This window comes from Micromonospora sp. NPDC005161 (genome assembly GCF_053599855.1).
The window spans coordinates 57,139-75,499 of record NZ_JBSFYQ010000009.1 but is presented as its reverse complement, the minus strand read 5'-3'; the positions used below and the strand labels follow the sequence as shown (position 1 = coordinate 75,499).

General features: G+C 72.4%; 13 protein-coding genes. 7 read left to right on the top strand and 6 right to left on the bottom strand.

The window, feature by feature from the left end; genetic code table 11:
• The first annotated feature begins 23 nt into the window (after positions 1-23).
• The 3 genes from ACWD5O_RS11445 to ACWD5O_RS11435 are packed head-to-tail and all read left to right on the top strand — an operon-like array spanning position 24 to position 4,520.
• Positions 24-2,804 carry a cytochrome P450 gene (locus tag ACWD5O_RS11445; protein ID WP_450085210.1) on the top strand — a complete coding sequence of 927 codons (2,781 nt, stop codon included), beginning with the start codon at positions 24-26 and terminating at the stop codon, positions 2,802-2,804.
• Between the two features lie 4 nt (positions 2,805-2,808).
• Positions 2,809-3,939, top strand: coding sequence for an LLM class flavin-dependent oxidoreductase (locus ACWD5O_RS11440; RefSeq protein ID WP_450085209.1), 1,131 nt, complete (start codon positions 2,809-2,811; stop codon positions 3,937-3,939).
• A gap of 23 nt (positions 3,940-3,962) precedes the next feature.
• On the top strand, positions 3,963-4,520 hold the full coding sequence (locus ACWD5O_RS11435; RefSeq protein WP_450085208.1) for an NAD(P)H-dependent oxidoreductase: 558 nt from the start codon (positions 3,963-3,965) through the stop codon (positions 4,518-4,520).
• Here ACWD5O_RS11435 and ACWD5O_RS11430 read toward each other — a convergent pair.
• Together ACWD5O_RS11430 and ACWD5O_RS11425 are read right to left on the bottom strand one after the other, a co-directional pair.
• A complete protein-coding gene (locus ACWD5O_RS11430; RefSeq protein WP_450085207.1) occupies positions 4,507-5,052 on the bottom strand; it encodes a hypothetical protein in 546 nt (181 codons plus the stop codon). The two genes, ACWD5O_RS11435 and ACWD5O_RS11430, sit on opposite strands and share 14 nt — an antisense overlap.
• A 177-nt stretch (positions 5,053-5,229) precedes the next feature.
• Positions 5,230-8,007 (bottom strand): LuxR C-terminal-related transcriptional regulator, encoded by a 2,778-nt coding sequence (locus ACWD5O_RS11425; RefSeq protein WP_450085206.1) that lies wholly within the window; start codon positions 8,005-8,007, stop codon positions 5,230-5,232.
• Between the two features lie 516 nt (positions 8,008-8,523).
• Here ACWD5O_RS11425 and ACWD5O_RS11420 point away from each other — a divergent pair.
• Positions 8,524-9,264, top strand: a complete 741-nt coding sequence (locus tag ACWD5O_RS11420) for a hypothetical protein (RefSeq protein WP_450085205.1) — start codon at positions 8,524-8,526, stop codon at positions 9,262-9,264.
• Between the two features lie 87 nt (positions 9,265-9,351).
• Here the strand turns inward: ACWD5O_RS11420 and ACWD5O_RS11415 are convergent, their stop codons facing one another.
• A complete protein-coding gene (locus tag ACWD5O_RS11415; protein ID WP_354965193.1) occupies positions 9,352-10,086 on the bottom strand; it encodes an SDR family oxidoreductase in 735 nt (244 codons plus the stop codon).
• Between the two features lie 140 nt (positions 10,087-10,226).
• On the opposite strand from ACWD5O_RS11415, the gene ACWD5O_RS11410 reads away from it, so the two are divergent.
• Positions 10,227-10,712, top strand: coding sequence for an RrF2 family transcriptional regulator (locus ACWD5O_RS11410; RefSeq protein WP_354965192.1), 486 nt, complete (start codon positions 10,227-10,229; stop codon positions 10,710-10,712).
• 7 nt (positions 10,713-10,719) lie between these two features.
• On the opposite strand, the gene ACWD5O_RS11405 is transcribed toward ACWD5O_RS11410, so the two are convergent.
• The 3 genes from ACWD5O_RS11405 to ACWD5O_RS11395 form a co-directional block, all read right to left on the bottom strand.
• Positions 10,720-12,270 (bottom strand): ArnT family glycosyltransferase, encoded by a 1,551-nt coding sequence (locus tag ACWD5O_RS11405; protein ID WP_450085204.1) that lies wholly within the window; start codon positions 12,268-12,270, stop codon positions 10,720-10,722.
• A 59-nt stretch (positions 12,271-12,329) separates the two neighbouring features.
• Positions 12,330-12,755: a hypothetical protein gene (locus tag ACWD5O_RS11400; RefSeq protein ID WP_450085203.1), complete on the bottom strand. Its 426-nt coding sequence runs from the start codon at positions 12,753-12,755 to the stop codon at positions 12,330-12,332.
• 245 nt (positions 12,756-13,000) lie between these two features.
• Positions 13,001-16,306, bottom strand: coding sequence for a glycosyltransferase (locus ACWD5O_RS11395; RefSeq protein ID WP_450085202.1), 3,306 nt, complete (start codon positions 16,304-16,306; stop codon positions 13,001-13,003).
• On the opposite strand from ACWD5O_RS11395, the gene ACWD5O_RS11390 reads away from it, so the two are divergent.
• On the top strand, positions 16,286-16,663 hold the full coding sequence (locus ACWD5O_RS11390) for a hypothetical protein (protein ID WP_450085201.1): 378 nt from the start codon (positions 16,286-16,288) through the stop codon (positions 16,661-16,663). The genes ACWD5O_RS11395 and ACWD5O_RS11390 overlap by 21 nt on opposite strands.
• A 662-nt stretch (positions 16,664-17,325) precedes the next feature.
• Entirely contained in the window at positions 17,326-18,354 is a 1,029-nt protein-coding gene (locus ACWD5O_RS11385) for an aldo/keto reductase (protein ID WP_450085200.1), read from the top strand.
• The last annotated feature ends 7 nt before the right edge of the window (positions 18,355-18,361 follow it).

The following is an 18,361-nucleotide window of genomic DNA, read 5'->3' as shown; positions in this document are numbered from 1 at the left end:
TCACGCGCAGACAGGAGTGACCAGTGGCCGAGCTGCTGAAGAACATGGTCCGGGACCGGGCCGGCGACGTAGCGCTGACCGACGAGCGGACCACGCGGACGTGGGCGGAGCTGGACCGGTCGGTGGACCGGTGGATCGGCGTGCTGCGCGGGGCCGGCCTGGACGTGGGGGACCGGGTGGCGTTCGTGCTCGGCAACCGGCACGAGACCTTCGAGGCGCTGCTGGCCTGCGTGCACGCGGGGCTGGTGGCGGTGCCGGTCAACTGGCACCTCACCGCACCGGAGATCGCCCACATCCTGACCGACTGCAACGCCCGGGCGGTGCTCACCGAGGCGACGTACGCCGCGACCGTACGCGAGGCGGTGGCCCGCACACCGGCGGCGCCCGAGCTGTTGGTGACGGTCGACGGCGGGGAGGGCTTCACGCCGGTGGACGACCTGCCTGAGGGCCCGGCGGTCCCGGCGGTCTCCGGTGGTGTGCTGCTCTACACCTCGGGCACCAGCGGACGCCCCAAGGGGGTGGTCAATCCGCTGCTGAAGGTCGGCGCTCCGGTCGACCGGGTGGCCGCCACCACCGAGATGCTGGGCGGCGGGCTGGGCATCCCGACCGAGGGCCAGGCGCTGCTGGTCGGTCCCTGGTACCACTCGGCGCAGCTGTTCTTCGCCCAGTTTCCGCTGCTGCGCGGGTGCGGGCTGGTGATGCGCCGCGGGTTCGACCCGGTCGAGGTGCTGCGACTGATCGACGAAGAGAAGATCACGATCAGTCATCTGGTGCCGACCCAGTTCATCCGCCTGCTCCGGGTCGACGCCGCCACCCGGGCGGCGTTCTCCGGCGCCAGCCTGACCCGGATCTGGCACGGCGGCGGCCCCTGTCCACCGGAGACCAAGCGGGCGATGATCGACTGGTGGGGGCCGGTGTTCGTGGAGTACTACGCCGCGACCGAGGCCGGCATCGTCACCCTCGCCGACTCGCACACCTGGCTGGCCCGGCCGGGCACGGTGGGCCGGCCGGCACCGCCCACCGAGGTGGTGGTCATCGACGACGAGGGCCGACCGGTGCCCGCCGGGCAGGAGGGCCGGGTGGCCGTCCGGCGGCCGCCGGGCCGGGGATTCCACTACCACAACGCCCCGGAGCAGACCGAGCAGGCGCACGTCGCCCCGCACACCTTCACCGTCGGCGACCTCGGCCGCCTGGACGAGGACGGCTACCTGTTCCTCACCGGCCGCTCGGCGGAGCTGATCGTCACCGGCGGGGTGAACGTCTACCCGGCCGAGGTGGAGGCGGTGCTGCTGACCCACCCCGCCGTGCAGGACGGCGTGGTCATCGGGGTGCCGGACCAGGAGTTCGGCGAGCAGGTCCGGGCGGTGGTGCAGCTCGACCCGGCGTGGCCGGCCGAGGACATCGACCGGGTCCTGGACGCGCACTGCCGGGCCAGCCTGGCCGGTTTCAAGGTGCCACGCTCGTACGAGGTGATCGACCGGGTCCCCCGCGAGCCCACCGGCAAGCTGCCCCGGCGGGCGTTGCGGGACCGTTGCCGGCACGCTCCGGTGTCGCCGAGTCTGCTCGCGGACCCGGCCAGCTACCTGACCGGCGTGCCGCACGACGAGTTCGCCCGCCGCCGGCGGGACACGCCGGTGGCCTGGGTCGACGAGGTCGAGCTGACCCGCACCGACCAGGACCGGTCGGTGCGCTCCCAGGGCCGGGGCTTCTGGGCGGTCACCCGGTACGCCGCGGTGTCCGAGGTGTCCCGCGACCCGGCGACGTTCTCGTCCGCGGCCGGCGGGGCGTTCCTCGCCGACCCCCGGACGCTGCAGGACCTGCACCGCAACCGGCAGCTTCTGATCAACATGGACGCTCCGGAGCACGCCTGGGTGCGTCGGCTGGTGGCGGGGGCGTTCACCCCGCGCGCGGTGGGTCGCCTGGGTGAGCTGGTCACCAGGCACGCCGAGGAGGTGGTCTCGCGGGCGGTGGCCGCCCGGGAGATCGACGTGGTGGCGGACCTCGCGGCGGAGCTGCCGCTGCTCGTCCTCACCGACCTGCTGGGCATGCCGCAGGCGGACCGCACGCTGCTGTTCGAGTGGAGCAACAACCTGGTCGGGTTCGACGATCCGCGGTACGGCGGTGGCAGCGTGGACCGGTACCGGAACACCTTCGCCGCCGCCTTCGCGTACGTCCGGCAGCTGGCCGCGGAGCGGCGCGCCCGGCCGACCGACGACCTGCTCAGTCTGCTGGTGCACGCCGAGGCCGACGGCCGGGGCCTGACCGACGCGCAACTGTGCCAGCTCTGGCTGCTGCTCGTCATCGCCGGCAACGAGACCACCCGGCACCTGATCTCCAACGGGGTGCAGGCGCTGCTGGAGCACCCCGAGCAGCGGGATCGGCTGATCGCCGACCCCGACCTGACCGGGACCGCGGTGGAGGAGCTGCTGCGCTGGGTCACGCCGATCATGCAGTTCCGGCGGACCGCCACCCGCGACACGGTCCTCGACGGCACCCGGATCGCCGCCGGGGACAAGGTGGTCATCTACTACGCCTCGGCCAACCGGGACCCGGCCGCCTTCGCGGACCCGGACCGGCTGGACCTCGGTCGCGATCCCAACCCGCACCTGGCGTTCGGCATCGGGCCGCACTTCTGCCTGGGCGCGCACCTGGCCCGGCTGGAGATGGCGGCCTTCCTCACCGCGATCCGCCCGCATCTGGCCCGGCTTCGACCGACCGGGCCGGTGCGCCGGATGCGGACCAACTTCATGAACGCCATCACCGCGATGCCCGCGCGCTTCGACGCCGCGCCGGAAGGGGAGTGACCCCATGCCACTGGAAGTGCACTGGTTCCTGCCGTCGCATGGAGACGGCCGTGACCTGGCCGAGCCGGCCCGGGGCGGCGCCAGGCCGACCCGGGTCACCCGCCGGCCGCCGGACATCGGCTATCTGGCCCAGGTGGCCCGCGCCGCCGACCGGCTGGGGTTCACCAGCGTGCTCACCCCGGCCGGACTGTTCTGTGAGGACCCGTGGGTGGTGGCGTCCGCGTTGGCCGCGCAGACCGAGCGGCTGAAGTTCATGATCGCGCTGCGGCCGGGGCTGGCCTCACCCACGCTGGTGGCCCAGATGGCCGCGACCCTGCAACGTGTCTCCGCCGGCCGGGTGCTGCTCAACATCGTGGCCGGCAGCGACCCGGACGAGCAGCGCCGCTACGGCGACTGGCTGGACCACGACGCCCGCTACGCCCGGGCGGAGGAGTTCCTCACCGTGCTGGGCGGCCTCTGGGGCGGCCAGCCGGTCGACCACACCGGCGAGCACTACCGGATGAAGGCCGCGCTGCTGGCCCGGCCTCCGGCCACCGCGCCGGAGGTGTTCCTGGGCGGGTCCTCGCCGGCGGCACAGCGGGCGGCGGCCCGGCACGCGGACGTCTACCTGGCCTGGGGTGAGACACCCACCCAGCTCGGGGAGCTGCTGGGCCGGGCACGCGACCTGGCGGCGGAGGCCGGGCGGACGCTGCGCACCGGGAGTCGACTGCACGTGATCACCAGAGACACCGCCCGGGAGGCGTGGGCTGAGGCGGACCGGCTGCTCGCCGGCGTCGACTCGGCGCGCATCACCGCCGCTCGTCAGCGGTTCGCCCGTACCGACTCGGAGGGGCAGCGGCGGGCGGCGGCGCTGCACGCGGGCGGCAACGCCCGGATGGAGGTGTACCCGAACGTCTGGGCGGGCTACTCCCTGATCCGGCCGGGCGCCGGCGCGGCGCTGGTCGGCAGCCACGAGGAGGTCGCGGAGCGGATCGCCGAATACCACGCCGCGGGGGTCGAGCATCTGATCCTGTCCGGGCAGCCGCACCTGGAGGAGGCGTACTGGTTCGGTGAGGGGGTGCTGCCGCTGCTGCGGCACGACGGTCTCCTCGACGCCGGCGCCGCGCGGACCCCGGAGCTGGCGGTGGGCCGATGACGTCGTCCGGCACGGAACTGCCGATGACCACACTGATCGGCAACCCGAAGCCGCACTCGCGGACGCGGACCGTCGCGCTGGCCACCGCGGCGGCGCTGCGGGCCCGGCTGACCCACTGCGCGACCCCGGTCGCAACGCCGACCGTGATCGACCTGTCCGAGCTGACGGCCGAGCTGGTCGGTCAGGGCAGCCGGCCGGAGACCCTCGACGAGGTGCTGGAAGCGGTACGCCGACCGGGGCTGCTCTTGGTGGCCAGTCCCACGTTCAAGGCGGCGTACAGCGGTTTGTTGAAGCTCTTCGTCGACGTGCTGCCCCGGGGCGCGCTGGCCGGGGTGGTGGCGGTGCCGCTGATGACCGCGGCCCGATCCGGTCATCGGCACGTTGTCGACACCTACCTGGGTGCCCTCTTGGCCGAGGTGGGTGCGTGCGTACCCACCTCGGGTCTGTGCGTGCTCGAACGGGACTTCGACACGGCGGAGATCGGCATCGGGCTCTGGCTGGACCGGGCGGCGCCGGCGGTGGCGAACGCGTTGGCCGACGTGCCCGACCCGGCAGCCGAGCCCGGAGTCAGCCGGCGTTGACCTCGGTATCGTGCTTGCGGCGCATCCGGCTGATCCAGCCCTGCGCCGTGTGCACCGGGACGTCGAAGTGCTCGGCCACCCGGCTGATCGTGCCGACCTGCTCGTAGACCGCCTCCAGGTCCGCGGGGTCGGGTGCCCGGCGGTAGGCGCGCCCGGCCTTGAGCCGGCTGAGCCGGTCGGCTTCAGCGGCCCGGTGGGCGGGGCGGGGCGTCTGCGGGTGGGGGGCCGCGGCGGTGGTCGCGGGGACCGGCCCGACCGTCACGGCCGGACGGGAGGCGGCCGGCGGGATGTCGCCGACCGGGCGGCTCCGGTCCCGGTCCTGCGGCGGGATGAAGGCGCGCAGCAGGGCGTCGAAGTCGACGTACGGCAGCTCGCCGGTCAGGCCGGCGCTCTGTGGCGCGCGGACGGTGAGCTCCCGCACGACCGGATGGCCGTTCCCGGTCTCCAGACGGACGACAGTCTGCGCCACGGGGCCGGTGATCTCCTCACCGTCGTCCTCGACGGGCACGATGGTGATGATGTATTGACTCACGACGATGCCTTTCTTGCGCATCTCCGGGAGAGCCAGTGCGGCTTCCGGCCCGCCGGTCAGCCCTGTCGGGTTTGGCCGTTGGTGGGAGACAAGATATCAGATTCTGGCAGGCAGAAGGCGAGATATCCGACACTCCCCACGGGACGCCTATCCCTCATCTCCGTTTGATAGTGGGCATCACTGATCAAATCGGGTTCTCCGTGCGGACCCGCGACCCTCGCCAGACCCTCGATGGTTGACCCCTCCGGAGACCAGCAGCGCCGCCAGCCCGGCCCGCGACGACACCCCGGTCTTGCGGAAGATGCGGGTCAGGTGAGCCTCCACCGTCTTGACCGTCACGTACACCTGGTCCGCGGCTTCGGCGTTGCTCGCACCCGCCGCCACCAGCCGGGCGATGTCCCACTCCCGGCGCGTCAAGGTCAGCTCCCCGCCGGGGACCGCATCCGGCAGGCGCCCGGCCGCGCCCGCGGCACGACTCTGCTCGCCGGCCACGGCTCTCCGCAGCGGCGGGGAGTCGACCAGCTCCGCGATGCGCCGCGTCTCGGCGAGCTCGACCTCGGCCGCGGCCCACTCCCGCGCCTCACACAGAGCCCGTGCCCGCACCAGCCGTGCCGATGCCTCCTCCAGTCGCCAACCGAGGGTCGCGAAGGTGTCCGCCGCGGCGGCGGCCAGCTCCGCCGCGCGCCGCGGATCGGCCTCCAGGGTCAGCCGGGCCCGGGCGGTCCGGGTCAGCGCGCTCTGCCCCCGTAGCCCCAGCCGTTCGGCGTACCGCTCGGCCACGGTCAACCAGCGCGCCGCTGTGTCCCGACGACCGGCCTTGTGGGCCATCTCGGCCAGCGCCGAGGCCCAGCACGCCCGATTGGTCAGCTCGACGTGGTCGAGACCGTCCCCGCCGCAGGCCCGCAGCAACGTCGACGTCGAGCCGGCCCGGTCACCGGCCAGGAACCGCAGGCGCACCGCCACCCGCTGGCTCGCCCCGTCGTACCAGTTCTCCCGCCGGGTGCCGGCGTCCAACACGGCGGCGTCGGCCAGCTGACGGCCCGCCGTCGGGCCGCTGCGCCACGCCACGGCGATCGCCCGGTACGCGCGCGCCAGCGCCACCAAGGGGTCGACGCCCATGGCGACGGCCACCTCCTCGGCGTCCTCGCCCTCGAATCGGGCGCGGTCCAGGTTGCCCAACCGGGCGGTCACCGCGCACCGGCCGACCAGCAGCCAGGGGGTCAGCGCCACCAGACCGGAGCGGCAACAGATGTCCAGCGCGCGGTCGAAGTGGTGCAGGGCCGAGCGTTCCCGTTCGTGGAAGTACTCCGCCCAACCGAGCAGGGCCAGCAGGTCCGGGTGTTGGGCGAGATCGGTGTCGGCGAGTGCGTCCACCTCGGACGACGCCCGGTCCAGCGTCTCCGGCACGTGAATCCCGCAGTCGCTGTACGCCGCCACGAACGCCTGCACCACCGCCGCCGTCGTGGCGCAGACCGGCTCACCGGTCTGCGCGGCCAGCAGATCCAGGCCCCGTGCGTCCTCGGCCGCGTCCACGGATCCACTGAGGACTCCGGCGATCGCCGCCTCGGTGGTCAGCACGAAACGGGTGCGCGGCGCGACCCGCTCGTCGCGGTGCGGCAGCAGCAGCGCGTACGCGTCGAACGGCCGGCCCAGCAGTCGTTCCACGCGCGCCCGCGCGGCCAGCGCCCGCAGCCGCTGGTCGCAGTCGGCGAGCGGACGGCGGGTGAGCTCCTGCAACAGGGTGCGGGCCTGGCGCAGGTGGCCCGCACCGACCAGCGCGTCGGCCATGGCGAACTCCAGCCGGGTACGACGCGGCTCGGTGACCTCGGCGGCGGGCAGCAGCCGTTGCACGTTGGTCAACCAGCGGATCGCGTCGAGTCGGGGCGCCAGCGCGCTCTCCGCGGCCTCGATGAGCGCGTCGGCCGTCGTTGGTTCGGCGCACTGCCCGCTGGCCGACAGGTGCTCGGCGTACCGGCTCACCGGATGTCCGGCATCGCGCAGGACGCTGGCCGCCGTGGCGTGCAGTCGTCGTCGCCGGCCGGGGGAGAGCGAGCGGTACACCACGGTGCGGTCCACCTCGTGGCGGAACGACAGGGTCGACGCCTCGGTGGGGTCGGTGCGCAACAGGTCGGCGGCCACCAACGCGTCCAGCAGATCGCTGGTGACCTCCGGGCCGCGGCCGGCCAACGCCGCGGCCAGTGCCGGCTCGAACCCGCACGGGCACACCGAGACGACCTCCAGCATCTGCCGTTGCTCGTCGGTCAGCCCGTCGAGGTCGAGCTGGACCGCGCCGGTGACGTCGACGGGCAGCTCGGTGGGTAGGCCACGCAGGGCGGCGACCGGACCGTCCAAGGCGCCCGGCCGGTAGGCCAGCACGTAGCGGGGCACACCGCCGGAGAGCACGTGCACCCGCTGGGCGGCGCGCCCTTCCGGCAGCCCGAGCAGCGCGGCGACGCTGGCCGGATCGAGCGGGCTCAGGGTGACCGCCCGGCGGCTCAGGTAGATCCCGGCGGCGAGCGCCGCCGTCGCGCAGGAGGGCATCTGCCGCGGCCGGTACGCGGTGACCCACAGCAGACCTGGGGGCGGCACCTGCGCGAGTCGGCCCAGCAGGGCTGCCGTCGCGGGCGAGACGGTGTGCAGGTCGTCCACGAGGAACAGCAGCGGGGTCGCCGGCGCGTCCAGCAGGCTCGCGAGGGCCGCCTCGACCTGGTCACCGTCGCGCCCGGCGGCGGCCAGCACCGGTACGCCGGCCCGTCGGGCCCGCGCGGCGACCTCGCGCAGCAGCCGCGTCTTGCCCGTGCCGGGGTCGCCCACGAACTCGATCATCGTTGGCTGGCCGTCGCGGACACTCGCCAGTGCCCGGTCGAACAGGTCGAGCGCGCAGTTGCGGCCGACCAGGGGCTCGAGAGGGTCGCCCGACGCTGTCGGGGCGAGGTCCTCCTCGCTGGTGTTCATCGGTGGTCCGCGACGAACGCTCGTGCGGCGCCGCCCGCAGAGGTGCGCCGCCGCGTGGGCGCGGTCGGACGCGCGTCGTGCGGTGCGACGACGGCCGGGCGGCCTGGTTGTCCGCGACGATGCGGCGAGCTTCGATCCAGTTTCAACTGCCACCCCCAGGATGTGTCCCGTTCGGGCCTCTCGGCGTGCCCGATGCCGGCGGTGCCAATTGCCGGCGCTCGGGCGAGCGGCAGATGCAACTCTAGGGTGGCAAGCCAAGGACGGCGATCACGCGACCGGTTGGTCCTATTGCCGAAGAGAGCAAATGTTGATACCCAAAAACCGAAATAGTGGACTTCGTTCTTGACCCAGCGCGTACCGACGGTTGCGTTGGGTTCACGACAATGTGGGGTTTCCCCTACTGTCGCAGCGTTCTGCGTCGCTTAATGTCGACTCCGGCGGTGCGACGCCTTGGGGGGACTTCGGATGACCGTTCATTACCGATCCTATCTGGACAATTCGGTAAATGTGGAGGGGATGCTGAACGAGTCGGAGCGATGGCACGCATTCCAGTGCCTGTTGCCGCCCCGCGCCGCGGTGGCCGACGCGTTCCTCACCCGCGGTGTCAGTCCACTGCTGCGCGACCTCCAGGCCGCCGGCGAACTGTCCGGCTGGTCATTCACCCGACAGTCGCCCCGGGTGGTCAACCTCCACCTGTTGGGCCGCGCGCCGCGACTGCTGGCGGCCCGACTGGCCGGGCTGTGTGCGGCGGTCGGTGCGGAGTGGCCCGTGCACGCCCCGGACCTCGGCGCTCCGTCGGCCCGCGATCCACGACTGGTCGGCGTGGCGGTCGATCTGATCGGAATGACCCCTGGTCGCCAGGCCCGGCTCGCCGCCGCCGCCGACCTTGCGATGGTGGCGGCCGTGCGCAGTTGTCCCGCCGTGCGGAGCGGGGCCGAGCCCACCACGTCCGAGGGCGTGACCGTCCTGCCGGGCGCGCGCTGGCAGCGGATCTCCGCCGCGCTGGCCACCGAACGTCATCCGCTGACCTGCTGGTCGCGCCTGTTGGAGGCGTGCCGCCGCGCCCCAGGGTACGACGGCGCGATGACGTTCGACCTGGTCCACCTGCTGCACAATCAGCTCGGGCTCAGCCCTCGTGACGAGCAGCGGGTGCACGCCGACCTGATCCGTACGCTGTCGCGGCGCCGGACCCCGCGCCACTCGACGCGGTCACACCTGAGTGTCCTGCATGCCGGGGCGGTCCGCCCGAATAGCTGAGTGGGCACCCAGGGTCGCTCGTCCGCGGCCCTCCGGCGTCGGGGCGACCGATGGTCCCGACGCCGGACACCACCCTGCTTGCCAGGGTCAGCGGGCGAGCCAGTCCCGGTAGGAGGTGGGCGCGATCACGGCGTCCTGGGTGGCGATCAGCACGCCGCTGGGCGTCGCTGCGAACATCCCGGCGCTGTCGTCGGTGGTGACGGTGCGCTGGTCGCCCTTGGCGGCGAGGGTGATTCGGCCCAGCTCGTCGAGCGGGAAGACGTCGGGACCGGCGACGTTGCGGGTGCCCTGCAGGGGAGCGCCCATGCTGACGTCGGCGACGGCCTGGGCGACGTCGGCCGCCGCCATGGGCTGCAGCGGGCGGCTGGGCAGGCGGACGGTGTTCTCGTCGGCGGTCCAGGACATGACCGCGTCGACGAACTCGAAGAACTGGGTGACGCGGACGATTGAGTACGGAACGGGACCGGCCTTGAGGATGTCCTCCTGGAGGGCCTTGGCGCGGTAGTAAGCCAGGTCGGGGACCAGGTCGACGCCCACGATGGACAGGACCACCGCGTGCCCGACGCCGGCCCGCTCGGCGGCGGTCAGGAGGTTGTCCATGGTCGTCTGGAAGAAGGCGGGGGAGGCGTCGTCGAAGGTCGGCGAGTTCGTCAGGTTGACGACGACGTCGGTGTCCTTGAGCGCCTCGGCCAGACCCTGCCCGGTGAGGAGGTCGACCCCGGTCGACTGGGAGTGCGGCACCGCGTCGTGCCCGGCCGCCTGCAGGATCTTGACGACCTGGGACCCGATCAGGCCGGTCCCGCCCATCACGGCGATCTTCATGTTCGTTCCACCTTCCCTGTGGTGATTGCAGCCCGTTTGTCCGGCGGCGTCTTCGCCGGGCCGGATACTCGGACTTCTTATGTCCGGGAACTGTACTCGGATAGGATGAGTCCGAGTATCGGGGTGGCTAGGGTGAAGCGATGAAGATGTCCGGCGGGGTCGAGTGGGCGCTGCACTGCTGCGTCGTCCTCACGGTCAGCAGCAGGCCCGTCCCGGCGGCCAAGCTCGCGGAACTGCACGACGTCTCCAGCAGCTACCTCGCCAAGCAGCTCCAGTCGCTCGCCCGCGCCGGCCTCATCCACTCCGTGCAGGGCAAGTCCGGTGGCTACGCGCTGACCCGCGCACCGGGAAGCATCACGTTGCTCGACGTGGTGCGGGCCGTCGACGGCCCCGGTCCCGCCTTCGTCTGCACCGAGATCCGACAACGCGGCCCGATGGCGACCCCGGCCAACGCCTGCACCCGGGCGTGCCCGGTCGCCCGCGCCATGTGGACCGCCGAGGAGGCGTGGCGCGAGGCGCTCGCCGCGGTCACGATCGCCGATCTCGCCCGCGACGTCGGCACCGACTCCGGCCCGGAGGCACTGCCCGCGGTAGGCACCTGGCTGACCGGCGCCAACGACCACTGACCCGCCGTCAGCCGGCGTGGCGTACCTCGGTGTCCCAGATCTGCGCCCACGGACGCCGCAGCCCCCGGCACACGAAGATCGGGCCGCCGTTCTCGTCGTTGTCCACCTCGACCCGCTGGTCCACCCGCCCGGCGAGTGCGCACTCGTCGAACCAGGCGTTCAGCGGGGCGGAGCGTTCCCACCCGACGACGATCACCACGTCGGCGTCGGCGGGTGGTCGGCCGAAGTCGACCATGCTGTTGTGCCCGGAATACGCGCGGGGCAGATCATGGGCCGGGCCGTAGCGGGCCAGCGCGCCGGCCTCGCCGTAGTTGCCGGTCAGGATGACCGTCCGCGAGCGCTCCTGCCGTGGCAGGCCACGGTGGACGGTGGCGACCGAGTCGGCGAACGCCGGCCAGCCGATGGTTTCACCGGCGTCGTAGTTGACGTCCACCACGAAGCCGGGCAACCGGTCGGCCGGCAGCACCGGCAGCAGCACGATGTTGGGTAGCAACAGCGGCACCGCGCCCAGCGCGAGCAGACTCCGGCGCGGCCCGACCGCACCGCGCGACGCCCAGGCGGCGATGACCGTTGCCCCGGCGGCGGTCAGGACCAGCAGCAGCGGCGCGTCGTAGTAGCCCTTCCCGCCGGCGATCAGCACGATGCCGACCACGACCAGCCACGACCAGCCCACCGCCCGGTACGCCCGCCACGCCGGGCGGCGCAGCAACGCGACGAGCCCGGCGATCCAGATCGGCACCGCGTACGGGCTGATGATGACGAACTGGAGGGTCAGCGCGTCGAGGCGGCCACTGTAGGAGCTGTCGCCACCGGAGATCGAGGCGGCCACCGACAGCTGCGGGAAGCCGTGCGCGGCCTGCCAGATCAGGTTCGGCGCGGCCAGCAGCGCCGCGATCCCGGCGGCGGCGAGCACCCACCGGTCGCGCAGCAGCCGGCGCGGCCCGGCGATGCCCACCCCGGCGATCAGGCCCACGGCCAGCAGCGCGGGCAGCAGCTTGTTGAGCATGCCCACGCCGAGTGCCAGCCCGATGCCGAGCGCCCACCGGCTGTCGCCGGTGCGCAGCAGCCGCACCGCGCACAGCACGGCGGCCAGCCAGGCCAGCAGGTCGACGGTGGTGGTGCTGAGCAGATGCCCGCCCGCGAGCACGATGCCGGACAGCCCGGCGAGCAGCGCCGCGAAGCTCTGCCCGCCCCGGCCGGCGCCCAGCTCCCGGGCGATGGCGGCGACCAGCAGGACCGCACCACCGGCCAGCAGTGCCGACGGGGTGCGCAGCACGACCAGGTTGCCCGGCGCGATCGTGTCGAGCAGCCGGGCCAGCGCCGGGACCAGCGGACCCTGGTCGACGTAGCCCCAGTCGAGGTGCCGGCCGCAGAGCAGGAAGTACAACTCGTCGCGGTGATAGCCGTAGCGGCCGGCGAGCACCAGCAGCGTCACGCTGACCGCCGCGGCCACCAGCCACGGCCCGAGCGTGCGGGGGCCGGGCGTCGATGGCCCCGGCGGCGGGGACGTTGGGGCCGGCTGGTGGGGGCGGTCGGTGGCGGTGCCGGGTTCGCTCACGCACCCATCATCACCGATCCACCGCGCTGCTCACGCCCTCCATCTGGCTGCTTCGGGCGTCAGCGCCCGGTCCGGCAGTGGGGGACCGATACGGCGAGAGTTCCACCAGCCCGCTTGTTCTTGCCCAATGCGACGTCAACGAATGCCCCGACGCCGACCTGCGCGGCGTCCGCCAGCTGGGCGATGAGCAGTAGTCGATGCCGCGTGTGCTCCGGTTCGCCGGGTAGGTCGGTGACCGGCGGTCGGTGACCGCCAGGGAGCAGTACGGCCAGCAGCGACCACCGGTCCCACCCGTCCGGGTCCAGCTCCTCGGCGAGCAGCCCTGCGGTGTCCCTGAGGACCTGGTGCGCCCACGCGTGGGGCAGCCGCAGGAGGCGGTCGACGGAAGTCTGGAACTGCGCGTGGTCCTTCTGGTTGGCCGCTCGCACCCCGGCCACCACGGCGTTCCACAGCTCCTGCTCTGCCGGTGTGGGCAGCTGCCACATCACCTTCTCCTCTCTGTTAACCGGGCTGGCAGAAGCCTGCTGGCCCGGACCTCGCCGGCACCTCGCCGTCGCGGTCGCTTCACTGTGCCTTCTGTTGGGGTGGCCGGCACGGGCCCGTAGGAGGCGAGGCCCGTGCCGGCCGACGGTGATCACCCCCATCACCGTCTCCCGCCGGCGGCGGCTCAGCCGGGCCGTGTCGTTTCCGGCCATGCCGTCGCGGCGTGCTTTCGCGCCTGGAACAACGCTCACGTCAGTACTGACCGAGCGTGTTCGTGGCGCACTTCTGGAACGTTCTGTTCATCGGCCACGGCAGCCCCCGAAGCCGGCTGCACTGCCCGATCCCGCCCTGTTGTTCGCTGCGGCCGGGGCCAGGGCAGCAAACGAGGGGACCGCCGGGCGCTGAGGTCCTCGATCCAACCGAGGGCCAGAACCAGGCCGGTGAGGAGCACCAGGGCCACCACCAGGTAGCCCAGCATGCCGAGTCGCCAGACCCCGAGCAGGTCACCGACGGTGAAGCAGACCGCGATGGCGGCGTTGTGCCAGAGGTAGATGGTCAGGGCCCGGCTATTCAACCCGGTGACCAGCCGGTCGAGTGGCCGGATCCGGGCCAGCCAGGTCATCGGTGGGGACACCCGCAACAGCAGCAGCACGATTCCGAGCGACCAGAATGCCTGCGCCACCGGGATGTCGTTGAGGTCGAGCCCGGCGCCCGGGTGGGTGACGAGCCAGCCGACGGCGAGTCCCAGGCACAGCGCCGCCAGGGCCAGCAGGGACCGAAGTGGAAGCCGTTGCAGCTGACCGTCGCGGTGCGCGAAGCCCAGGAGCCAGCAGGCGCCGAACGTGGCCAGGTCGGTCAGTACCGAATCCACCGGCCCGCCCAGTGCCGGCGCCGCGGTCTGCAGCAGGACCACGCCGGCCAGCGGCATGAGCACGGACCACACCGGCCAGCGTCGGTACAGCGTCAGCACCGCGGGGGAGAGCAGCACGAACCACAGGTACGCGACGAGGTACCACAGCACGTCCGTGACGTCCGCCGCCCACGCGCTGCCTGGCGGCTGCACCACCGGGACCAGCCAGTTCAACAGCGCCGGCCAGGCCGGACGGTCGGACCAGCCGTGCCAGGCCATCAGGGGCAGCAGCACGATGCCCAGGGCCCACAGCGCCGGTAGCAGGCGCCGGAGCCGGCCGCTGACCGCCCGCTGCCGTGAGCGGTCGAGCGAACTGGCCATCAGGGAGCCGCCCAGCGCGAACATCACGCCCATCGCGGGGAAGGCGATGCTCAGCCAGGCGGCCCCGAACATGTGGTACGTGATGACCCGAGCCAGCGCCAGCGCCCGCAGCGCGTCGAACCAGCGGTCGCGCCCCTCGCGTCCGGCCGTCGCCGGGGACACGGCGAGGCGGTTGTCGTCCACGACGTCACCGGCCCGCTTGAGCTTGCGCCAGCCCAGCCGCGAGCCGGTCACCGCGGTCACCACGGACCGCGCCAGGACCACGTACATCAGCTGGCGGTAGGCGAACTGCTGGATCGGCAGGGTCAGCAGCGGACGCATCCGTTCCCGGTCGAGCCGGAAGGCCACCGCGGCGGTCGCCGCCTGGACGACCAGCATCGCCACCCAGGCCACCGCGGTCTTCTTCGTGTCCAGGAAGAAGAGGCCGTAGAGGGCGAGCAGGTCCAGCACCGGACCGAGCAGTGGCAGCACCACGCCGAAGAGGGCGAGCATCGGCAGGCCGAGCCGGCCGAATCGGCCCGAGGCGCCCCGATCGAACACCGCGCCCCGATGCTTCCACATCGCCTGCATGGTGCCGTAACTCCACCGGTAGCGCTGCCGCCACAGCTCGCGCGCGGTGGCGGGTGCCTCCGTCCAGGCGCGGGCGCGGTCCTGGTACACCACCCGCCACCCGGCGCGGAGAACCGCCATGGTGACGTCGGTGTCCTCGGCCAGGGTGTCACCGCTCATCCCCCCGACGCCGACCAGGGCGCGGCGGCGGAAGGCCCCGATCGCTCCCGGGACTGTGGCGATGCAGCCCAGCCTCTCGTAGAACCGACGGTCCAGATTGAAGCCGATGACGTACTCGATGTGCTGCCACTGGCCGAGTAGCCGCCGCCGGTTGGCGACCTTGACGTTTCCGGCCACCGCGCCGATCCGCGGGTCGTTGAACGGCTCGATCAGCCGTCGGATCGCATTCGGTTCGAAGACGGTGTCCGCGTCGACGGTCACGATGATGTCGTGCGAGGCGTACAGGAGCCCGGTGTTGAGGGCGCTGGCCTTGCCGCCGTTGGGCTTGCGGATCACCCGGACGCCATCCAGTCCCAGCGAGTCGACGAGGTCTGCCGTGCCGTCGGTCGAACCGTCGTCGACCACGATCACCTCGATGTCCCGGTGGTCGTTGGCCACCAGCGAACGGACCGTGGCGACGATTCCGGCTCGTTCGTTGTACGCGGGCACGATCACCGACACCGGTGCGTCGAACGCTCCCCAGGGCCAGCGGTGCGCCCGTCTGCGCCGGGCGAGCCTGCCGGCGATCAGGAGCAGCAGCAGCGTCCGGGCCAGGACGAGGACCCCGACCACGACGAAGAGCAGGGCGAGCCCGCGCAGGATCGAGTCCGCCAGCCGGATCGCCCACACCACGGGTGCGGCCCGCCAGCGGTCCACGGTCGACGCGGGGGCGTTGCCGACGAACGGAGCCGCGCCCTGCCGTGCCCGGTTCATCCCGTCGCTGACCGTGGTGAAGGTGTAGCCACGCGCCTGCATCATCGGGATGAACCGGTCCAGCGCCGCGATGGTCTGCGACCGGTCTCCGCCGGCGTCGTGCAGCAGCACCACGGCTCCCGCTCCGTCGGCCGGCGTCATGTTCCGCACGATCGCGTCGACGCCAGGCTGGGTCCAGTCCTCGCTGTCGACGTCGTTCACCACCGTCAGGTAGCCGAGCCGGCCGGCCCCCCGGATGGCCGGCCAGTGCGCGTCGTCGACGGCGCTGGGCAGCGAGGAGTAGGGGAAGCGCAGCAGGCTGGCCCGGACGCCGGCCGCGTCCACGATCGCCATCTGGGTCTGCGCGTACTCCATCCGTTGTCGCCATCCCGGCAGCAAGCTCACGTCCGGGTGGGTGAAGGTGTGCACGCCGAGCTCGTGACCCTCCTGGACGGACCGCCGGACCAGGTCCCGGTGCCTGGCCACCTGCGATCCGATCACGAAGAAGGTGGCCGGGGCTCGGTGTCGGTGCAGGACGTCCAGCACCCGGGGGGTCCAGACGGGGTCCGGCCCGTCGTCGAAGGTGAGGGCGAGGGTCCGCGCGGGCAGGCGGTAGGAGCGGGGCTGGTCGTACCGGGCATCTATTACCGGCCCGCCGTTGAGAACATCGGCCGGGACGGTGCCCTGGTCCTCGGCCTCCCGCACGTGATCGGGTCTGAAGCTGGCGTTGGCGTACGCCTCCACCAGCAGCACGCAGATCACCACCGTCACCAGGGAGGCGCAGACGAACCGGCTGGTCCCCCGGCCGATGCCGCCGGCGCGGCGGTCACCGGCGCGGCGGTGACGGTTCACCAGGATCATCCCGCCACCCATGGCGCGAGCTCAAGCGTGATCGGCCGGGTCGCGACGGGTCCGGGGCTTGGCTCGGCCGGAGTGGACATGGTCGGCGAGGCGGTGACGGGCGGTGTCGAGCCCTCGGGCAGCGGGGCCGGCGGCGAGGTCGGGGGCATTGGGGTGGTAGTCGGACGACCGGTCGGGAGAACGTCGGTCGGTTGGCTGGGTTCGGGCTCGGGATCGGGCGAATTGATCGACGGCGCGGTGATCGGCGCCAAATCGTCCGGTGCCGGGTCGGCCGGAAGTTCTGGACCGTCCACGGTCTCCGCCGGCTCCGGGGTGCGGTTCGGAGACGGCTCGCCGAGCGGCGACGGCGTCGCGTGAGGCTGTTCTCCGGGCGCGCCGCCTGGGTCGCCGACGGACAGTGGAGCGGGCTGCGTAGGCGCCGGCGGACCGGGGAGCAGGGCGGTCGCGGCCATCGGCAGGTAGCTCAGCGAGGCGACTGCGACCAGCACGCCCGCGCGTCGAATCCGGCGGCGGCGGATGCCAGTGTCGTCCACGAACACCGGTTCGATGGGTCGGGACAGGACAGCGGGCAGAACGTGCTGAGGGCGATCTGGCAACCCATCGAAAGACATGTGAACAGCCACCGATCGAGGTTATGGGGAGCTTGTTGGCGTATGTCCTGGTTCGCGACACAGGCTACGACGGGAGTTTCGTCATTCGCATATCCCGAAATATGGGCTGTTAGCGGTCGAACGGAACGATCGCCCGCTGAGTGATGAAACAGGATTTAGCCGGCAAACAGCACTGTACAGCCCATCCGTGTCCCGGGTGGCGAGACAGGATGAGAGACGCAAAAGCCCCCAAACACCCCACTAGGTTTCCTGAGTGATGAAACAGGACGAACGGCCCCAAGGTTTTTGCGGACGGACGAGTCACCTTCCTCTCGCCTCGGGGCCCGGGTCCCGCAAGCGACCGTCCCCGCGGTCGAGGCCAGGGCGGCGGTGGCAAGATCGGCAAGGTCGCTCGACCGAGAGGAAGACATGCGCTATCGCACTCTGGGCGCCACCGGCACGGTGGTGTCGACCCTGTGTCTGGGCACGATGACCTTCGGCGCGGAGACCGACGAGGCGGGCAGCTTCGCCCAGCTGGACCGGTTCGTGGAGGCCGGCGGCACGTTCATCGACACCGCCGACGTCTATTCCGCCGGGGTCTCCGAGGAGATCGTCGGCCGCTGGTTGGCCGCGCGGCCCGGCCTGCGCGACCGGTTGGTCATCGCCACCAAGGGGCGGTTCCCGATGGGCCCGGGGGCGAACGACGCCGGCCTGTCCCGGGTGCAGCTCACCCGTGCCCTGGACGCCAGCCTCCGGCGACTCGGCGTCGAGGCCGTCGACCTCTACCAGGCGCACGCCTGGGACCCGCTGACCCCGCTGCCGGAGACGCTGCGGTTCTTCGACGACGCGGTCCGCGCGGGCAAGATCCGCTACGCGGGGGTCAGCAACTTCACCGGTTGGCAGTTGCAGAAGGCCGCCCTGCTCAGCCAGCACCTCAACCTCGCCCCGATCGTGACCCTGCAGCCGCAGTACAACCTGCTGGCCAGGGAGATCGAGTTCGAGTTGGTGCCGGTCTGTGAGAACGAGGGCATCGGCATCCTGCCGTGGTCGCCGCTGGGCGGTGGCTGGCTGAGCGGCAAGTACCGGCGGGACAGCACGCCCACCGGGGCCACCCGACTCGGCGAGAATCCGCAGCGCGGCGTCGAGGCGTACGCGGGCCGCAACGCCCAGGACCGCACCTGGCGGGTGATCGACGCGGTCAGCCAGGTTGCCGGCGAGCGGGGCGTGTCCATGTCCGCGGTGTCGCTCGCCTGGCTGGCGGCCCGTCCGGCGGTCACCTCGGTGATCCTCGGGGCGCGCACCACGGCGCAGCTCGACGACAACCTGACCGCCGCGGACCTGGTCCTCGACGCCGAGCAGAGCCGGCTGCTGGACGAGGCGAGCGCCCCACCGGTGGGTGACTATCCGTATGGCGCCGCCGGTGTCCAGCAGCGTGGGCGCGACCTGCCCGCCGGCTGACCCGCCC

What these genes read in the sequence shown, in the direction of transcription:
- ACWD5O_RS11440 (WP_450085209.1), top strand. Translation starts at nt 2,809, where the DNA reads ATGCCACTGGAAGTGCACTGGTTCCTGCCGTCGCATGGAGACGGCCGT.
- ACWD5O_RS11410 (WP_354965192.1), top strand. Translation starts at nt 10,227, where the DNA reads ATGAAGATGTCCGGCGGGGTCGAGTGGGCGCTGCACTGCTGCGTCGTC.
- ACWD5O_RS11420 (WP_450085205.1), top strand. Translation starts at nt 8,524, where the DNA reads ATGCTGAACGAGTCGGAGCGATGGCACGCATTCCAGTGCCTGTTGCCG.
- ACWD5O_RS11395 (WP_450085202.1), bottom strand. Translation starts at nt 16,306, where the DNA reads ATGATCCTGGTGAACCGTCACCGCCGCGCCGGTGACCGCCGCGCCGGC.
- ACWD5O_RS11400 (WP_450085203.1), bottom strand. Translation starts at nt 12,755, where the DNA reads ATGTGGCAGCTGCCCACACCGGCAGAGCAGGAGCTGTGGAACGCCGTG.
- ACWD5O_RS11435 (WP_450085208.1), top strand. Translation starts at nt 3,963, where the DNA reads ATGACCACACTGATCGGCAACCCGAAGCCGCACTCGCGGACGCGGACC.
- ACWD5O_RS11385 (WP_450085200.1), top strand. Translation starts at nt 17,326, where the DNA reads ATGCGCTATCGCACTCTGGGCGCCACCGGCACGGTGGTGTCGACCCTG.
- ACWD5O_RS11425 (WP_450085206.1), bottom strand. Translation starts at nt 8,007, where the DNA reads ATGAACACCAGCGAGGAGGACCTCGCCCCGACAGCGTCGGGCGACCCT.
- ACWD5O_RS11415 (WP_354965193.1), bottom strand. Translation starts at nt 10,086, where the DNA reads ATGAAGATCGCCGTGATGGGCGGGACCGGCCTGATCGGGTCCCAGGTC.